Origin of the sequence: Bradyrhizobium prioriisuperbiae (genome assembly GCF_032397745.1) — a bacterium.
GTDB classification, from domain to species: domain Bacteria; phylum Pseudomonadota; class Alphaproteobacteria; order Rhizobiales; family Xanthobacteraceae; genus Bradyrhizobium_A; species Bradyrhizobium_A prioriisuperbiae.
On record NZ_CP135921.1, the window covers coordinates 5357235 to 5373084 of the forward strand.

The 15850-nt window shown below is 63.6% G+C and carries 16 protein-coding genes; 11 read left to right on the forward strand and 5 right to left on the reverse strand.

Translation table 11 applies throughout. The features are described 5' to 3' along the window. The first annotated feature begins 93 nt into the window (after positions 1 to 93). Both RS897_RS25250 and RS897_RS25255 read left to right on the forward strand, forming a co-directional pair. Complete coding sequence (locus RS897_RS25250) at positions 94 to 531, forward strand: c-type cytochrome (protein ID WP_315831440.1); 438 nt, start codon at positions 94 to 96, stop codon at positions 529 to 531. A gap of 236 nt (positions 532 to 767) precedes the next feature. Beyond that, positions 768 to 1694 (forward strand): c-type cytochrome, encoded by a 927-nt coding sequence (locus tag RS897_RS25255; protein ID WP_315831441.1) that lies wholly within the window; start codon positions 768 to 770, stop codon positions 1692 to 1694. 129 nt (positions 1695 to 1823) lie between these two features. Here the strand turns inward: RS897_RS25255 and RS897_RS25260 are convergent, their stop codons facing one another. Both RS897_RS25260 and RS897_RS25265 read right to left on the reverse strand, forming a co-directional pair. Continuing rightward, positions 1824 to 3317 (reverse strand): porin, encoded by a 1494-nt coding sequence (locus RS897_RS25260; RefSeq protein WP_315831442.1) that lies wholly within the window; start codon positions 3315 to 3317, stop codon positions 1824 to 1826. A gap of 521 nt (positions 3318 to 3838) precedes the next feature. After that, complete coding sequence (locus RS897_RS25265) at positions 3839 to 4033, reverse strand: hypothetical protein (RefSeq protein ID WP_315831443.1); 195 nt, start codon at positions 4031 to 4033, stop codon at positions 3839 to 3841. On the opposite strand from RS897_RS25265, the gene RS897_RS25270 reads away from it, so the two are divergent. Together RS897_RS25270 and RS897_RS25275 are read left to right on the forward strand one after the other, a co-directional pair. Then, the gene (locus RS897_RS25270) at positions 4017 to 4499 is read left to right on the forward strand and encodes a MarR family winged helix-turn-helix transcriptional regulator (protein WP_315831444.1); all 483 of its coding nucleotides are present in this window, start codon (positions 4017 to 4019) and stop codon (positions 4497 to 4499) included. The genes RS897_RS25265 and RS897_RS25270 overlap by 17 nt on opposite strands. Before the next feature lie 125 nt (positions 4500 to 4624). Next, positions 4625 to 5602 (forward strand): DMT family transporter, encoded by a 978-nt coding sequence (locus RS897_RS25275; RefSeq protein ID WP_315831445.1) that lies wholly within the window; start codon positions 4625 to 4627, stop codon positions 5600 to 5602. A 53-nt stretch (positions 5603 to 5655) separates the two neighbouring features. Here the strand turns inward: RS897_RS25275 and RS897_RS25280 are convergent, their stop codons facing one another. Beyond that, the gene (locus tag RS897_RS25280; RefSeq protein ID WP_315831446.1) at positions 5656 to 5892 is read right to left on the reverse strand and encodes an Lrp/AsnC ligand binding domain-containing protein; all 237 of its coding nucleotides are present in this window, start codon (positions 5890 to 5892) and stop codon (positions 5656 to 5658) included. A 126-nt stretch (positions 5893 to 6018) separates the two neighbouring features. Between RS897_RS25280 and thiD the strand changes: the two genes are divergently transcribed. The 7 genes from thiD (at position 6019) to RS897_RS25315 (ending at position 12457) form a co-directional block, all read left to right on the forward strand. After that, on the forward strand, positions 6019 to 6828 hold the full coding sequence (gene thiD, locus RS897_RS25285) for a bifunctional hydroxymethylpyrimidine kinase/phosphomethylpyrimidine kinase (RefSeq protein ID WP_315831447.1): 810 nt from the start codon (positions 6019 to 6021) through the stop codon (positions 6826 to 6828). A 152-nt stretch (positions 6829 to 6980) separates the two neighbouring features. After that, entirely contained in the window at positions 6981 to 7640 is a 660-nt protein-coding gene (locus tag RS897_RS25290) for a class I SAM-dependent methyltransferase (protein WP_315831448.1), read from the forward strand. Positions 7641 to 7705: 65 nt separating this feature from the next. Continuing rightward, on the forward strand, positions 7706 to 8521 hold the full coding sequence (locus tag RS897_RS25295) for a UDP-2,3-diacylglucosamine diphosphatase (protein WP_407654297.1): 816 nt from the start codon (positions 7706 to 7708) through the stop codon (positions 8519 to 8521). Continuing rightward, the gene (locus tag RS897_RS25300) at positions 8521 to 9570 is read left to right on the forward strand and encodes a glycosyltransferase family 4 protein (protein WP_315831450.1); all 1050 of its coding nucleotides are present in this window, start codon (positions 8521 to 8523) and stop codon (positions 9568 to 9570) included. The genes RS897_RS25295 and RS897_RS25300 overlap by 1 nt, the downstream gene beginning before the upstream one ends. 97 nt (positions 9571 to 9667) lie before the next feature. Then, complete coding sequence (locus RS897_RS25305) at positions 9668 to 10648, forward strand: threonine ammonia-lyase (protein WP_315831451.1); 981 nt, start codon at positions 9668 to 9670, stop codon at positions 10646 to 10648. Between the two features lie 14 nt (positions 10649 to 10662). After that, positions 10663 to 11457, forward strand: coding sequence for a tyrosine-protein phosphatase (locus RS897_RS25310; protein ID WP_315831452.1), 795 nt, complete (start codon positions 10663 to 10665; stop codon positions 11455 to 11457). A 61-nt stretch (positions 11458 to 11518) separates the two neighbouring features. Continuing rightward, positions 11519 to 12457: an SMP-30/gluconolactonase/LRE family protein gene (locus RS897_RS25315; RefSeq protein WP_315831453.1), complete on the forward strand. Its 939-nt coding sequence runs from the start codon at positions 11519 to 11521 to the stop codon at positions 12455 to 12457. 28 nt (positions 12458 to 12485) lie between these two features. On the opposite strand, the gene RS897_RS25320 is transcribed toward RS897_RS25315, so the two are convergent. Then, the gene (locus tag RS897_RS25320) at positions 12486 to 14126 is read right to left on the reverse strand and encodes a 5'-methylthioadenosine/S-adenosylhomocysteine nucleosidase family protein (RefSeq protein ID WP_315831454.1); all 1641 of its coding nucleotides are present in this window, start codon (positions 14124 to 14126) and stop codon (positions 12486 to 12488) included. A 165-nt stretch (positions 14127 to 14291) separates the two neighbouring features. Then, positions 14292 to 15812 carry a hypothetical protein gene (locus RS897_RS25325; protein WP_315831455.1) on the reverse strand — a complete coding sequence of 507 codons (1521 nt, stop codon included), beginning with the start codon at positions 15810 to 15812 and terminating at the stop codon, positions 14292 to 14294. Between the last annotated feature and the right edge of the window lie 38 nt (positions 15813 to 15850).

Consider the following 15850-nt stretch of genomic DNA (forward strand, 5'->3'; position numbering starts at 1 on the left):
CGGCCGGCGGTGTTCAATTGGATTGGACGATCGCCGGCTTGATTTCTCGAAGCCTTATTTCAATGCGGGTGCGCCCGCGAGGGGGAATGACAGATGATGCGTGCATTGGTTGTCGCCGGAGCCCTGGTTCTGGGAATCTCGGTGGTTGCGGCCCAGACCCAGGATCCGATCGCGGCCCGCAAGGCCCTGATGAAGGACACCGGCAAGCAGGCGGGCGGCGGCGCGGCCATGGTGCGGGGTGAAGCACCGTTCGACCTTGCCAAGGCCAAGGCGATCTTCGTCGCCGTGCAGAAGCAGGCGGCGGAAGCCCCCGCGCTTTTCCCGGACAATTCGAAGACGGGCGGCGAGACCGCGGCATTGCCGGCGATCTGGGAGAAAAAAGCGGATTTTGACGCACGTTTCGTGAAACTTGGTGAAGACGCCAAGGCGGCGCAAGCGAGTGTCACCGATCTCGAAACCTTCAAGGTGGCATTTGCGGGTGTCGGCAAGAACTGCGGCGGTTGCCACGAGCTTTATCGCCTGAAGAAATAACCGGCGCCGCGTTGCCGGCGTCAAGAGGGCGGGACCGTGTTACGGTTCCGCCCTCTGTCATTTGAATGGTCCGCCGGGCCAATGGCGTTATGTCGCGGCGGCGGCTGTCGCGAAAACAATTTTTGGATTGCTGGAATACATGGTCTGATCGCTCAGTCTAACAGAGATGCGCAGCTGTCCGGCCCACGTCGGGGCAGCGTCCCCATCGATTTCTGACTTATTCCACGGACTGACGCATGTTTCGCAAATTCGTTCTCCTCGCCTTGGTCGTTGTTGCCGCAGGGCTCGGCGTGTTCTGGTTCATCACCATCCCCGCCGTCATTCCGGCCAGCGCGTTGCCGGCCCATAAGCCCGATCTCGGCAATGGCGAGACGGCATTCAATGCCGGCGGCTGTTCCTCCTGCCATGCCGTCCCCAATCAGCCGGATCGCCTGCGGCTCGGTGGTGGGCTTCCGATTCCCTCGCCATTCGGGACGTTCTATGCGCCGAACATCTCGCCTGATCCCAACGATGGCATCGGGCGCTGGAGCGAGGCGGATTTCGTCACCGCGGTGCTGAAGGGCACGTCGCCGCAGGGCACGCACTATTTTCCGGCGTTTCCCTACGGCTCCTACCAGCACGCCCGGGTGGATGACGTGCGCGACCTGTTCGCCTATCTCAAGACCTTGCCGGCGCTCAGTGGCAGGATCAGGGATCACGACGTGCCGTTTCCGTTCAACATCCGGCGCAATCTCGGCGGCTGGAAGTTTCTGTTCCTCGACGGCAAGCCGTTCGTGCCCGATCCGGCGAAATCCGAGCAGTGGAATCGCGGCGCCTATCTGGTGAACTCTTTCGGCCACTGCGCGGAGTGCCACAGCCCGCGCAATGCGCTCGGCGGCATCATCACGGCGCAGCGCTTCGCCGGCGGTCCCAATCCGGAAGGCAAGGGCTGGGTGCCGAACATCACGCAGAAGGGTCTGTCGGAGTGGAGCGAGAAGGCGATCGCCTATTTCCTCGAGACCGGCGATACGCCCGACGGCGATTCGGTGGGCAGCACCATGACGCGGGTGATCCGCAATACGTCGCAGCTGAGCGAAGCGGATCGCACGGCGATGTCGGTGTATCTGAAGTCATTGCCGGCGGTGGAGGGGCCACCGAGGCCGAAGAGCGCTGAGGCAAAATAGACGTTGCGCCGCCGGCGCGAGGAGAAGCGATACGGCTTGCGGCATATGAACAAGGAAAAACCTCCGGCGGGGCATCGCCGGAGGTTCCTGGAGGTTTACTAAGAAGATCTCCTTTCGTGTTGTTGACGATCAGAAGCTGCGCAGGATCTGAACCGCGCCGTTGTAGGCGTTCTGATCCTTGATGGTGAACGGGTAGTTGGCGCCATAACCCGGAACGTTCGAGGAGACGAACGTGCCGCTGTAGTTCTGGTCGAGGTGGGTGTAGATGAACTCAGCCGACAGCGTCAGGTTCTGAACCGGGGTCCAGGCCGTCCGGGTGCCGATCTGGGCAACCGCCAGCTTCGAGGTGCCGAAGCCCGGAGGAGGCGCAACACCGCCCAGGATCGCCGTCGTCAGCGCAAGGTCACCCGAGCCGTACGAGATCGTGCTGTACGAACCGAACACCGAGGTTCGCCATGCCGGGGTCCAGTAGTGCTCATAGTAGGCGCTCACGTCCCACGCATTGCTCTTGCTGATGCTGGTGCCGTTGGCCGCGCTGGTGCCGCTGTAGACGCCGTCGAGAATGTAGCCAAACCCGATGGTGCCGCCATTGGCGATCGCGAAACGACCCGCACCCGCGCTATCCCAGGTGCCGCCCCAGACGTACTTGGCAGCGCCGTTGGCGAAGGTGGCTTCAACCTTCAAGCTGTCGCCCACGCCGGTCGGCAGGTTCTTCAGCTCGAAAGCGCCGGTGACTGCGTAGCCCCAGGTCGATTCCGGGTGCCCCGAGTCGCTGGAGGCGGGGGTGTAGTAAGTGCCGTGGACTTCGTGCGCCGCCGCACCGAAGTGCAGAGAGCCCCAGGCCTGGTCGAGGCGGATGTTGCCGACGATGTCAGGAACGTGATCGCCGCCCGAAGCGTTGCCCAGGAAGGTGTTCGCCGAGGTGCCGTAGCCCGGGGTGATGCCAGCGGCCAGGAACGGAACGGCGAACGGCTGCGACGCGTTGATCACGCCGGCAGTGCGGTAGGGCTGAGCGTCTTCGAGCGAAATCGTCGCCGACACACCGTTGCCGAACGAGGCGGTGTAGGCGATCTGCGGGATGCCGGTGGCATCGTTGGAGCCGGCGAGGAAACCGGACGAGATGTACGGCTTGGCCAGCGCCCACTGCGGATCGAACTGCGAGACGGCCTTACCGAAGGTGAAGCCGGCGAACTGGATGAACAGGAAGTCGTTCTCGACGAAGCCGCCCGCGATGTTTTCGCGGCCCTGAGCGAAGTCGAACTGCAGGTTGGCGTAGGTGCGCAACACGCCGTATTCGGTCGACGTGCGGGTATCCAGGAACAGGTTCAGGCGCTCACGCGTCGAGAAGTAGTTCCGGTTGTATGAACCCGCGCCGTTGGCGCCGCCCTGCCAGAACGGCACGTCGTAGGTGGTGCCGTTGAACGCAGTGTCCAGGCGCAACGCACCGCCGATGCGGAGGCAGGTGTCGGTGCCGGGGATATAATAGAAGCCGGCGCCGTAGAGCGAGCAGATCTTGACGTACTCGACCGCTTTGGCCTTGACGGGAAGATCGGCTGCCTGTGCGCCGGACAGCGCGACGAAACCCGCCGCGGTGCCCAGCATGAGGCTCTTCGTAATATTCATTCTAGACCTCCAAGTTTTTGTCTTGTGGGTCCGGTATGTCTGGCGCGGTCGCGCCGCTAACAATCCGTGCCCGCGAACCCGGCTCAGTGCCCCGCAAACACGCGACGCAACTTCAGCGAAACCACCAGACGGGACGACTTTGAGGGTGCCCCCCTCCGCCGCACGAAATTGATACGTAATGAAAACAGATAACTCAAATAGGAAACTTAGTTATATAATTTTATGGCGGAACGTGTTGCGGGCGGGCCACAGATGCTTCGCCTCGTTTTGACTGTCCGCGGCAAATTAGCCCAACTTTAAAAACGGCTGGAATTTCAGCGCTTTGTGCCCGTTGTTGTGGCTTGTGTTGGTTATATTTCTAAATTACATTTCGTTCACGAACCCGTGAGATTCGTTACGTTTTCGCAAGGTGGGGAGGGCATTCCCGTCCTGCGGACTATTCCCGCCCCTCGTCGGGCGGGCAGCGCCGGCACCGAGTCGGCGGGCATGACGGGCCTCACGCAACAATGCGGGATGTTGAATCAATCGACACCCACCTGGATGGCTTGTGGTGGAGGTGTTGGAATGTCGATTCGCAGAAATGCGCAGCGGGCCGAGGCCGTTTTTTTCTCGGGGGACAAGAGCGCCGGGCCGGCTTCGTCGAAGGTTTCTGCCGCGCCGAAACCCTCTGCTTCGCCGAAGTCTTCCAGGGACCGCAGCGTGCCTGCGCCGAGCAAGGACTACACGACCTACCGCGAGATTTTCTGGGATCTGATCTCGATCACCAGCAATCTCGAGGACATGCGCCGGCACTGGGCCAAGAAGTTCGGTGTCACGGGTCCGCAGTGGGCGATCATGCTGGCGATCAACGACATGGACAAAGGCGGTGGCGTGCCGGTCGGCGAGGTCTCCGCGAAAATCCACGCGGTGTCGACATTCGTCACCACCCAGACCAAGCTGCTCGAGCAGCGCGGCCTCCTGACGCGCGTGTCGTCCACGGCCGATGCCCGGGTCGTGCTGATGTCGCTGTCGGACCGCGCCCGCAAGGAGATCGCGAGGTATTTCGGGCAGTGGGGCGATCTGCACAGTTTCATCTTCGCCGATTTCGATGCCGCGGCGCTGCGCGACATCAAGCAGAAGCTCGAATTCCTGAAGCGGCGAACCGATATCGCCAGTCGCCGTACCGCCGCCGACGATTTCTGAATTGATCTGATCGGGGTGATGGCCGCTCCGCGCATGCCACCATGCCGAATGATCGCTTTCCGTGGCCTCCGTGCCGTGGTCTGGTCTGAATCGCTCGCGCCTCCGCCTGGTCCCTTTATTTCCTGATGCATATCGTCAAAGCCGTCTCGCTCAAGATCGCCTCAACGCTGATGTTTGCCCTGATGGGCGCCCAGGTGCGCTACCTGGGCGGGGCGTTCCCGGTCGGCGAGGTGGCGTTCTGCCGGGCGCTGTTCGCGCTGATTCCGATTCTCCTGGTGTTCGGCTGGCGTGGCGAGCTTCGCGGCGCGCTGCACACCAGCCGGCCGAAGGATCATGTGCTGCGCGGCGCCTTCAGCATTGTCGGAACGTTCTGCACATTCGGCGCGCTGGCGCGGCTGCCGCTCGCCGACTACACCGCCATCGCCTTCATTGCACCGCTGATCACGGTGATCTTCGCGGCGCTGTTCCTGAAAGAGCATGTGCGGGTTTACCGCTGGAGCGCGGTGATCATTGGTTTCGGCGGCGTGATCCTGATGCTGCTGCCGTATCTCGGCAATCATGTCGAACTGACATCATCGGTGCTACTCGGGCTTGCCTTCGCGCTCACCAACGCGCTCAGCTCGGGCGGCGCGACCATCCAGATCCGGCGGCTGACCGCGACCGAGAGCACCGCTTCGATCGTGGTGTTCATGACGCTGCTGGTGATGCTGGTGTCGCTGCTGACGGTCGCGTTCGGCTGGCGCTGGCCAGTGAGCTGGATCGAAATCGTGGCGCTGGTGGGGGTCGGCATGGCCGGCGGTCTCGGCCAGATCCTTTTCACCGACAGCTATCGTTACGCGCCGGCGTCGTTTCTCGCCCCGTTCGACTATACCGCGATGATGTGGGCCTTCTTGTTCGGCTACCTCTTCTTTTCGGAGGTGCCGACGCCGTTCGTGATCGCAGGCGCCGTGATCGTGGCCGGTGCCGGACTGTTCGTGATCCTGCGCGAGCGCCAGCTCGGCCTGAAGCGATCGCGCGAATTGCCGGTCGCGCCCTTGGTGGCGGCCTCCGACGACGGGGACGACGAGGATACGGCGGCCTCGACATACGCCAAGGCCTCCTAGCAGCGCATCTCGAGGCCACTGACCGCCGACGGCCGGGCTCTCGCCGGTCCTGCTCAAAACGCCTTGAAGGTGATGATGGTGTAGGTGTCCTGGATACCCGGCAGCACCTGCACCTTCTCGTTGATGAAGTGGCCGATATCGATGTCCTTTTCGACGTAGAATTTGACCAGCAGGTCATAGTCCCCGGCGGTGGAATAGATCTCGGATGCGATTTCGGCCTCGGCCAGGGCGTTGGCCACCACATAGGACTGGCCAAGCTTGCATTTGATCTGAACGAAAAACGGGACCATATCTGTATTCTCCGGCGCTAGCCCTGATTTGGGGGCAATAGAGCCAAAACCGCCCGCCATGGCAAGCCGGCTTTCCGGCCGGGGCCCCGGCCCGGAAATGACGGATTTTGTGGTGAGAATCGACCGATGACGACCCCCATTGCGCTGACCATCGCAGGCTCCGATTCCAGCGGCGGGGCGGGCATCCAGGCCGACCTGAAGAGCTTCGCCGCCTGCGGGGTCTACGGCGCCTCCGTGATCACCGCGCTGACCGCGCAGAACACCCGCGGCGTCACCGCCATTCATGCGGTGCCGGCGGATTTCGTCACGGCGCAGCTCGATGCGGTGTTCAGCGATCTCGATGTCAAAGCGGTCAAGATCGGCATGGTGGCGCAACGCGACGTGATCGAAGCGATCGTCGCGGGGCTCGCGCGCTGGTCGGCAAAGCACGTGGTGCTGGATCCGGTGATGATTGCCACATCGGGCGACCGGTTGCTTCCCACTGAAGCGGTCGATGCATTGCGCAGCCGGCTGATTCCGCGCGCCGGCCTGATCACCCCCAATCTGCCGGAAGCGGCGGCGCTGCTCGACACTGATATCGCCACGAGTGACGACGAGATCGAGCGGCAGGGACATCGCCTGCTGGCGCTCGGCTGTCCGGCGGTTCTGATCAAGGGCGGGCATGGCACCGGTGCGGAAAGCACCGACTACCTGATCGACCGGCAGACCACCATCCGCCTGGCCGCGCCACGCATCGCGACCCAGAACACCCACGGCACCGGCTGCTCTCTCTCCTCGGCGGTCGCAGCCGGGCTCGCCCAGGGCTATGATCTTGCGACCTCAGTCCGGCGTGCCAAGGACTATATCAGCGCCGCGATCGCAGCCGCCGACCGGCTCCAGATCGGCCATGGCCACGGGCCGGTGCATCATTTCCATGCGTTCGAGACCAAGCGCTAGCTCGTCGTTCCTCTTGGTTCGAGCAGCAGCACTAGACCTGTTGTCTCCAAAAATGTCAGAACGCTGACTGTCGTGTGACTGTCGCAGTCCGTTGCTATCCCGAAATCGCAAACGATGATTTCGCGATTCCTTCAGTTGGCAGCGGACACGGCATGACATCGACCGACCTCGATAAATCCATCGTGGAAACCGCCTATGCGCGCTGGGCTCCGATCTATGATGCGGTGTGCGGCCCGGTGATGGTGAAGGGACGTCGCGCCGCCGCGAAGGCTGCGCGCACCGTCGGCGGCAAGATCCTGGAAGTCGGTGTCGGCACCGGACTGTCGTTCGACGACTACGACGCGACCACCGAGATCACCGGCATCGATCTCTGCGCGCCGATGCTGGAAAAAGCCCGCGCCAAGATGGCGAGCGGGCGTTATCCGCAGGTCAAGGCAGTGCATCTGATGGATGCCCACCAGATGAGCTTCGCTGATGCGACGTTCGATTGCGTGGTCGCCCAGTTCGTCATCACCCTCGTCGCCAACCCCGAGCAGGTGCTGTCGGAGTGCCATCGCGTGGTGAAGCCGGGTGGGCGCATCATTCTCGTCAATCACCTGTATTCCGAGCGCGGGGTCGCCGCCGCCGTCGAGCGCTGGGCTGCGCAGAAAACCCGCTCGCTCGGTTTGCGGCCGGAGTTTCCGTTTGCCCGGCTGCAGGCCTGGGCCAGCGCGAACAAGGACGCGATCCTGGTCGAGCGCCGCAAGGTGGCGCCATTCGGTATCTATACACTGGTCTGTTTCGAACGGATGGCGGTGCAGGCGGCTGCCTGAAACGCGTGACGGGTTTTGGGGCGCCCGTCATCGTTATGTCATCGGAATCTGGTAGCCGCTCGCGCATGGGAAGCGACGTTATGAGCGAAGGTCAGCAAGAGAGACACTTTCGCACATTGTTCATCTCCGACGTGCATCTCGGCGCGCGGGGATCGCAGGCCGAAAGGCTGCTGGACTTTCTCCGCTACCACGATGCCGACACCATCTATCTGGTCGGCGACATCATCGATGGCTGGGCGCTGAAGTCGAACTGGTACTGGCCGCAATCCCATAACGATTTCGTGCAGAAGATGCTGCGCAAGGCCCGCAAGGGCGCCCGCGTCATCTACGTGCCGGGCAACCACGACGAGTTCCTGCGCTCTTATTACGGCACCCACGCCGGTGACATCGAGGTGGTCGAGCAGACCATCCATGAAGGCGCCGACGGCAAGCGCTATCTGGTGATCCACGGCGATATCTTCGACCTGGTGGTTCAGAACGCGCGCTGGCTCGCCCATCTCGGCGACAAGGCCTATGACTTCGCGATCCAGATGAATCGCCTGGTCAATGCCGGCCGCAAGCTGTTCGGCTTTCCGTACTGGTCGCTGTCGCAGTGGGCCAAACTCAAGGTCAAGAACGCCGTCAATTATATCGGCGCTTTCGAGCAGACGCTCGCCGGCGAGGCGCGGCGGCACGGCGCCGACGGCGTGATCTGCGGCCATATCCACTACGCCACCATCCGTGACGAACACGGCATCCGCTATATGAACTGCGGCGACTGGGTCGAGAGCTGCACCGCGATCGTTGAACACGACGATGGTCGCTTCGAAATCCTGAAATGGACCGGTCCGCTCACTCAGACCGAACCGGCGACGCGGCCCGTTTCGGCGCAAGCAGCTTGATGCGTATCCTGATCGCAACCGACGCCTGGCACCCGCAAGTCAACGGCGTGGTGCGCACGCTGACCATGATGGCGGATGCGGCGCGCAAGCTCGGCGCCGACGTCAGTTTCCTGACGCCGCAATCGTTTCGGACCTTTGCGCTGCCGAGCTATCCGGACCTGCGGGTCGCGCTGCCCAATCCGATGCAGATCGCCCGCCTGATCGCCGAAGCCAGGCCCGACAATATCCATGTCGCCACCGAAGGGCCGATCGGGTTCCTGGTCCGGCGTTACTGCCGCAAGCACGGCATTCCCTTCACCACCAGCTTTCACACCCGCTTTCCGGAATACGTCTCGGCGCGGTTTCCGATCCCGGAATCCTGGGTGTGGGTGGCGCTGCGGCGTTTCCATGCGCGCAGCGGCGCGGTGATGGCGGCGACGCCGGCGCTTGCCGGTGAATTGCGTTCTCGCGGTTTCCGCAATGTGGCGCTGTGGCCGCGCGGTGTCGATGCCGAGCTGTTTCATCCGCGCGAGGCCGATCTCGGTCTGCCGCGGCCGGTGTTCCTGTCGGTCGGCCGCGTTGCGGTGGAAAAGAATCTCGAGGCCTTCCTGGCGCTCGATCTGCCCGGCACCAAGGTCGTCGTCGGCGACGGCCCGGCCAAAGCCGCGCTGCAGAAGCAATATCCGGAAGCGGTCTTTCTGGGCGCCCGCCATGGCGAAGCACTGGCGGAGGCCTACGCGGCCGCCGATGTGTTCGTGTTTCCAAGCCGGACCGATACGTTCGGGCTGGTGCTGCTGGAAGCGCTGGCCAGCGGCGTGCCGGTCGCGGCCTTTCCGGTGTCGGGGCCGCGCGACGTGATCGGCCATGCCCCGGTGGGCGCGCTGGACGAGGATCTGCAGCAGGCTTGTCTCGCGGCAGTGTCGCTGTCGCGGAGCGCGTGCCGGGAGTTCGCGCTGAAGCTGACCTGGGAAGCCTGCGCCCGCGCCTTCATCGACAATGTGGTGCGGGTGCGCGCCGAACATGAGGGTGAGGCGGCTCTGGTTTCGCCGGGGCCGCATCTCGCGGCCTGAGCCTTTTGGCAAGTCCATTTTGGCACGTCTGGGCTTCCAGGTCTGGGTTGCAAAGTCTGGGCTACCAAGCGCTCGCCATGCGCGATAAAATCCCGCTATGACTGAGTCCCTTCCCGTGACGCCCGCCGACATCGATGCGGCCGCCCATGTGCTGGCGCCGTTCGCAGTGCGAACGCCGCTGGTTTCATCTCCCGCGCTCGATGAGCTGACCGGTGGGAAAATCCTGCTGAAGGCCGAGGTGCTGCAGCGGACGGGCTCGTTCAAGTTCCGCGGCGCCTTCAACAAGCTGTCCTCGATCCCCGTGGCGTCGCGCGGGGCCGGCGTGGTGGCGTTTTCCTCCGGCAATCATGCTCAGGGCGTCGCCGCCGCGGCGCAGCTGCTCAAGATGCGCGCAACCATCGTGATGCCGTCCGATGCGCCGGTGTCGAAACGCGAACGCACCAAGGGCTACGGCGCCGACGTCGTGCTTTATGACCGCCTGCGCGAGGATCGCGAGGCGATCGCCCGCGAGCTTGCCGCCAGGCAAGGCGCAACCATTGTGCCGCCCTACGACGATCCCAAGGTCATCGCCGGGCAGGGCACCACCGCGCGCGAATTCTGCGAGGATCTGGCCGCGCGCGGCAGCACGCCCGACATCGTGGTGGCGCCGGCGTCCGGCGGCGGCCTGATCGCCGGCATTGCAGTTGCGACCAAGGCGCGGTTTCCCGACGCCACCATCATCACCGCCGAACCGCAGGGTTTCGACGATCATGCCCGCTCGTTCGCCAGTGGTGAACGCGAGCTGCACCGTGCCGAGGGCAGCACCATCTGCGACGCGCTGATGGCGACGATTCCCGGCGAAATCACCTTCGCCATCAATCAGCGGCTGGTGACGCGCGGCGTCACCGCGTCGGACGCTGAGGTCGGGATGGCGGTTGCGTTCGTGTTTCGCGAGCTCAAGCTTGTGGTCGAGCCGGGCGGCGCGGTGGCGCTGGCGGCGCTGCTTGCGGGACGGATCGATGCCCGCGGCAAGACGGTGGTGATCGTGCTGTCCGGCGGCAATGTCGATGCCGACATGTTTTCGCGGCTGATTGGTTAGCGCGGGGCATGGGCATGCAGGACGGGCCTGGTGCGAACGAGCGGGTCCTGCCGTTCGCCGGGATTCATAATTTTCGCGATTATGGCGATTACCCAACCGCCGGCGGTGGGCGGGTGGCGAAAGGCCGTCTGTACCGGTCCGCGCAGCATCAAGGGGCAAGCCCTGACGATCTGCTGAAGGTCGGCGCGCTCGGTCTTTCGACCGTGGTGGATCTGCGCGGCGCCCGCGAGCGTGAAGCCGCGCCGTGCCCGCGTCCCGAGGGTTTTGGGGCTCGAGTAATCTTCACCGATGAGGAGACCGCCGGGCTCGCGCCGCATCTGCAGGCGGCGCGCGAGGTCGACGGCTCTGAGGGCATTCGGGGGGCAATGTGCCGGGGCTATGCCGCGATGCCGTTCCGGCCGTTTCTGGTGCAGGTGATGCGCGACTATTTTGCGGCGCTGGCGTCCGACGACGGGCCGGCGCTGGTGCATTGCGCCGCCGGCAAGGATCGCACCGGACTTGCGGTGGCGCTGCTGCATTCGCTGCTCGGCGTGCATCGCGACGACATGATGGCCGACTATCTGCTGACCAACGTGGCGGGGCATGTCGAGGCCAGGATCGAGGCCGGTGCCAGCGTCATCCGCAGCCAGTACGGGACGACGCTGAGCGACGACGCCATTCGTGCGCTGATGATGGTTGAGCCGAATTATCTAGACGCCGCATTCGCCGGGATTGTCGAGCGGCACGGCAGTCTCGACGGTTATCTTCGCGACGAACTCGCTGTCGATGCCGAGCGCCGCGATGCGATCAGGACGCAGCTTCTGATCTGATCAGTCCCGCGCCGTCGGGCGGCTGCGGGACATGTCTTCTTGAACTTCAGGAGCTGACGTCATGTGGCAACCCAGCCCTCGTTATCCCGATCCCGCGATTGAAATTCTCGATCCGCGGTTTGCGAAGTATCATATCGTCCTCTCCGCGGTCGAGCGGCTGACGACGGGGCTGCGCTGGGCGGAGGGGCCGGTCTGGTTCGGCGACGGACGTTACCTGCTGTGGAGCGATATTCCCAACAACCGCATGCTGCGCTGGGACGAGGAAACCGGCGTCACCAGCGTGTTTCGCAAGCCGTCCAACTTCGCCAACGGCAATACAAGGGATCGCCAGGGCCGGCTGATCACTTGCGAGCACGGCGGGCGGCGGGTGACGCGGACCGAATACGACGGCACGATCACGGTCCTGATCGATCGTTTCGACGGCAAGCGATTGAACTCGCCGAACGATGTGGTGGTGAAGAGCGACGACAGCATCTGGTTCACCGATCCGCCGTTCGGGATTCTCGGAGACTACGAGGGCTACAAGGCCGAACCCGAACTGCCGACCAACGTCTATCGCCTCGATCCGGCCACCGGTCGGGTCAGCGTCGTCGCCGACAGCATAGTTCGCCCCAACGGCATCTGCTTCTCCCCCGACGAGAGGCGCCTCTATGTGGTCGAGTCCGGCGCCCTGCCTAAGCGTATCCGCGCCTTCGATGTCGGATCCGACGGCATTTCGCTGAGCAACGATCGCGTGTTCATCGACGCAGGGCCTAAGGGATCGCCCGACGGTTTTCGCTGCGATGTCGACGGCAATCTGTGGGCCGGCTGGGGCACCGGAGACGGTCTCGACGGCGTCATGATCTTTGCGCCGGATACCACCCCGATCGGCCGGATCGCGTTGCCCGAGCGCTGCGCCAATCTGTGCTTCGGCGGCGTCGCGCGCAACCGCCTGTTCATGGCGGCGAGCCAGTCGCTCTACGCGCTCTACGTCAACACACGCGGCGCGCCCGGCGGCTGATGCCGGTGCCCTGCAAAGACTCGAAGCGTCATTCGAGTGTTATGCGCCAGTTATCCAGGTCAAACAGAGCATCGTCGTCGGGCAGGGGCCCGTAATGGCCGAACTCACTGTCAGTCGGCGGGACAAAGTTGGTCTGGGAAATGAGATCAATCATGAGGGGAAAACAACGTCGGTCCCTCAGCTCCGGATACACGTTGACGAGGAAATCGCCGGAGCCGCCTCCGCGGGCCAGATAACGTTCGAAACCTTCGTTCGTCGCTATCGCATTGCCGATGGGACCCGCCATTCTCCGCTGAGTCCCGCTGTGCCAAACGGCCACGTCGCGACTCGGGTCCGTCGATGCCGAGCGCGTCCACATCAGCTCCAATAGGCCGAGGATTCTTTGGGCATATTGGGGCCCGGAATCCTGGATTTGCCTGGTCAGCTTGGGGTGGAAGAGGATCTCCAGGCGCCGCAGGACCATGCTCGATTTATAGTCCAGTGTCCTCAATCTGTGCTCGAAGTCGGCGATGTCGCGCTGCTGGAGCAGGTCAGGGTTGCCGGCCTTCTCTAGACGCTCTTTTTCGGCGAGGATGGCGCCTGCCTCCGCGTATTGGACCGAAAAACTGGGCTTGGTCCCCACATTGCGAGCATTCAGAATCTGCTGGGCAAGTGTTTCGGCCTCAAGTTGTCCGTGCTCCAGGCTTTCGCCGATCAGCTTTCCAAGCTGGTCCCGGATTTGAACCAGCTTGATCGCAAACAGCTTGGTGGGGGCAGTCTCGACCTGCGGCGGAACGGGTACGGCAGTCTCCTGTTCCTCCCTGAACAGCCCGGCGCGGACGGCAGCGACAAACAGGGACACCGCGTTTTTGGTCGCGAGAATGCGGACGCGGTTGCCGGCGATCTTCTCGATCTTCTCCTTTCGCTCATCGGCGAAATCGGAGATGGCGCGGATGGCGATCGCCCTCGGGGGCCTTGCGCGGATCAATGTCGCATCATGGACACCGGCCGACTCCATCTCCATGGCTGCGATTTTGCGATCTATTCGTTTGCGCACCCACTGCCCGAAGGCGGTGCCTTTGCCGACGGCCGGTCCGCTCGCCAGATTCCTGTCGTCGCCGGCAAGCAGTCGATTGTCCGGCAGCGACAGGTTTTCGGCGGCGAGTGCCGCGCGGATCTTCGGTGTGATCAGCGCATCGGAATGCGCGGCCATGTCCTGCTGCCATTGGTCAAAATATGTTTTCCCGGTCCTCCAGAACACCCCAAACCTGTTCAACAGGCGAGGTGAGGTGGTGAATCGATTGCCCGATGTGTCGAGCGTCCATTCCTTGCCGTCGCCGGTCGATGCCGCGTTCGCAAGGTATTCGTTCACACTGTCCGGGATGAAAATGTCGCCGGGGTTGAGATCGTCGCTCAGCGAGCCGGCTATTCCGAGCACAACGACGTTGCGTGGATCGAACTCGGTGATCAGCGCGGAGGTGAATGTTGCGGATCTCGTGTTGCCCATCTTGCCCGCGGGCACCACGACGATGGACAGATCACGCTGCTGGACTGGCGAGGGAATTTTGCCGACAAAGTATGTCAGCGTCAGGTCTGCAGCCTCATGATCCTCAAAGCCGTCGCCCAGCACGTCCATGACGTACCGAAACTCTTCTCCCAAAGCCACATACAGCAGCACATCGACTGACATGAGCCGGCTCTCAATGAATCGTCCGAATAAAACTTTACAGGAATAACTTCACAGCAATCGCTTCGTCCCAGCCCGAGAACTCCGGAGCTTATAGGCACGATCAAATCGTCGGGGCCGATCCCGCAATGTTGCTCCAAAGTCGAGCGAATGTCATCATCAATGGAGCTAGCTGAAGAACGCGATCCGCTCTGCCTGGCTCATGCGGCGGATCGGCGCCAGGGGATCGGACCGGACAACCGGGTTCGACACCATGCCTAGCGCGATCAGGGCGCTGCCGAGCGAGACCGGCGGTTCGGCTGTGGCCTGCGGTTCAGGGACTGGCGCGTCTGCGACGGCCTCAGTCGGCTGAACCGGCTGCGGTTCGATGACCGCGACCGGGACAATGGGGGCTTCTGTGCTCGCCGGGGGCGCGTTGGCGATCGTCGCATCGACCGGTGTTTGACCTGCGATTTCGACCATCGCGGCGAGCGCCAGTTCAGGCGTCAGGTCTTCGGCGACGGCATCGATCGGCTGCACCGCAGGCGAAATTGCGGCCGCTGCCACGAAGGCCTCTTCCATGCTTGCAAAAGGCGTGTCGGCGGTGGATGCGTCGGCCGGTGGTTCAGCCGGAGGTGTGGCGGCCGTCGCGCCTTCCAGTGCTGCCAGTTCTGCTTCCGCGCCGCTCGTTTCGGCCAGCCCTGTTTCTGCCAGCCCTGTTTCTGCCAGTCCCGTTTCTGCCAGTCCCGTTTCTGCAACGGCTTCGACCGGGGCCACCTGAGGTTCGATGGCCGCCGTCGGTGCGACGGGTTCGTCGCTGTCGGCAATCGAGGCGTCTGCGATTGAAGCGCTGGCCGGCGCGTCTTCAGAAATGGCGGCAGTTGTCGCGTCCGCTGGGGCAGCCGCCAGTGTTTCGGCCAACCCTGTTTCTGCAATGGCTTCGACCGGCTGTGCCATCGCCTCGACCGCGGCGACCGGCTCAACGATGTCCTGCGTGCGCGCCACGGGCATGTCGCTGATCGATGCGCTGGCCGGTGGCTCGACCGCGATGGCGGCGGCCTCGGCCGGCTCGGCTGCTGTGGTGTCGCTGACGTTCGGCGACGACGGCCAGAGGCTGACCACGTTTTCCGCAACCGACGTGGATGCGGGGGTGGGCGCAATGCCGGTCTCGTCGGCGAGTTCGCTGATTTTCCGCGCGATCAGGTCGAACGATGCCAGCACGGTGGCGGGTGCATCGTGGCCGGCCAGCGCGTCGTGGCTGGCGCCGATCGCGCGCGCCTGGGTCTCGAGGATATCGCAGATCCGGTTATCGTAGCCGATCTCGCGCAGCCGCCAGGCCACCTCGAGGATGACGCGCAGGCCCTTGTGCGCCGGCGCCAGCGCGGTGTCGGCATGCAACTCGGTGAGGGCTTTCGACGCGGTGGCCCTGGCCTCGTCAACAGCGCTGCGGATTGCCGCGATGTCGGCGAGCTGAGCCACGGGCGGAGATGCCGCCTCCTGCTTTTGTGCCGCGACGATCGATTCGACCCGTGCCACAGCTTCCAGCACCATGGCGGTGTCGGCATTGCGGTTGCGGCGGGCGTATTCCTTCAGAAACCAGCGCCCCCGCGAGGTCTCCATGAAGGCTTCGCTGATGGCCTGGTAATCCGATTCGGACGGCAGCGTTCCGCTGGCTGAGATCGGCGAGAGTGCGAAGGCGTCGTTGGCCATGATCCGTCCGGCGCGTTACCCACGCGCTGTAAATAACT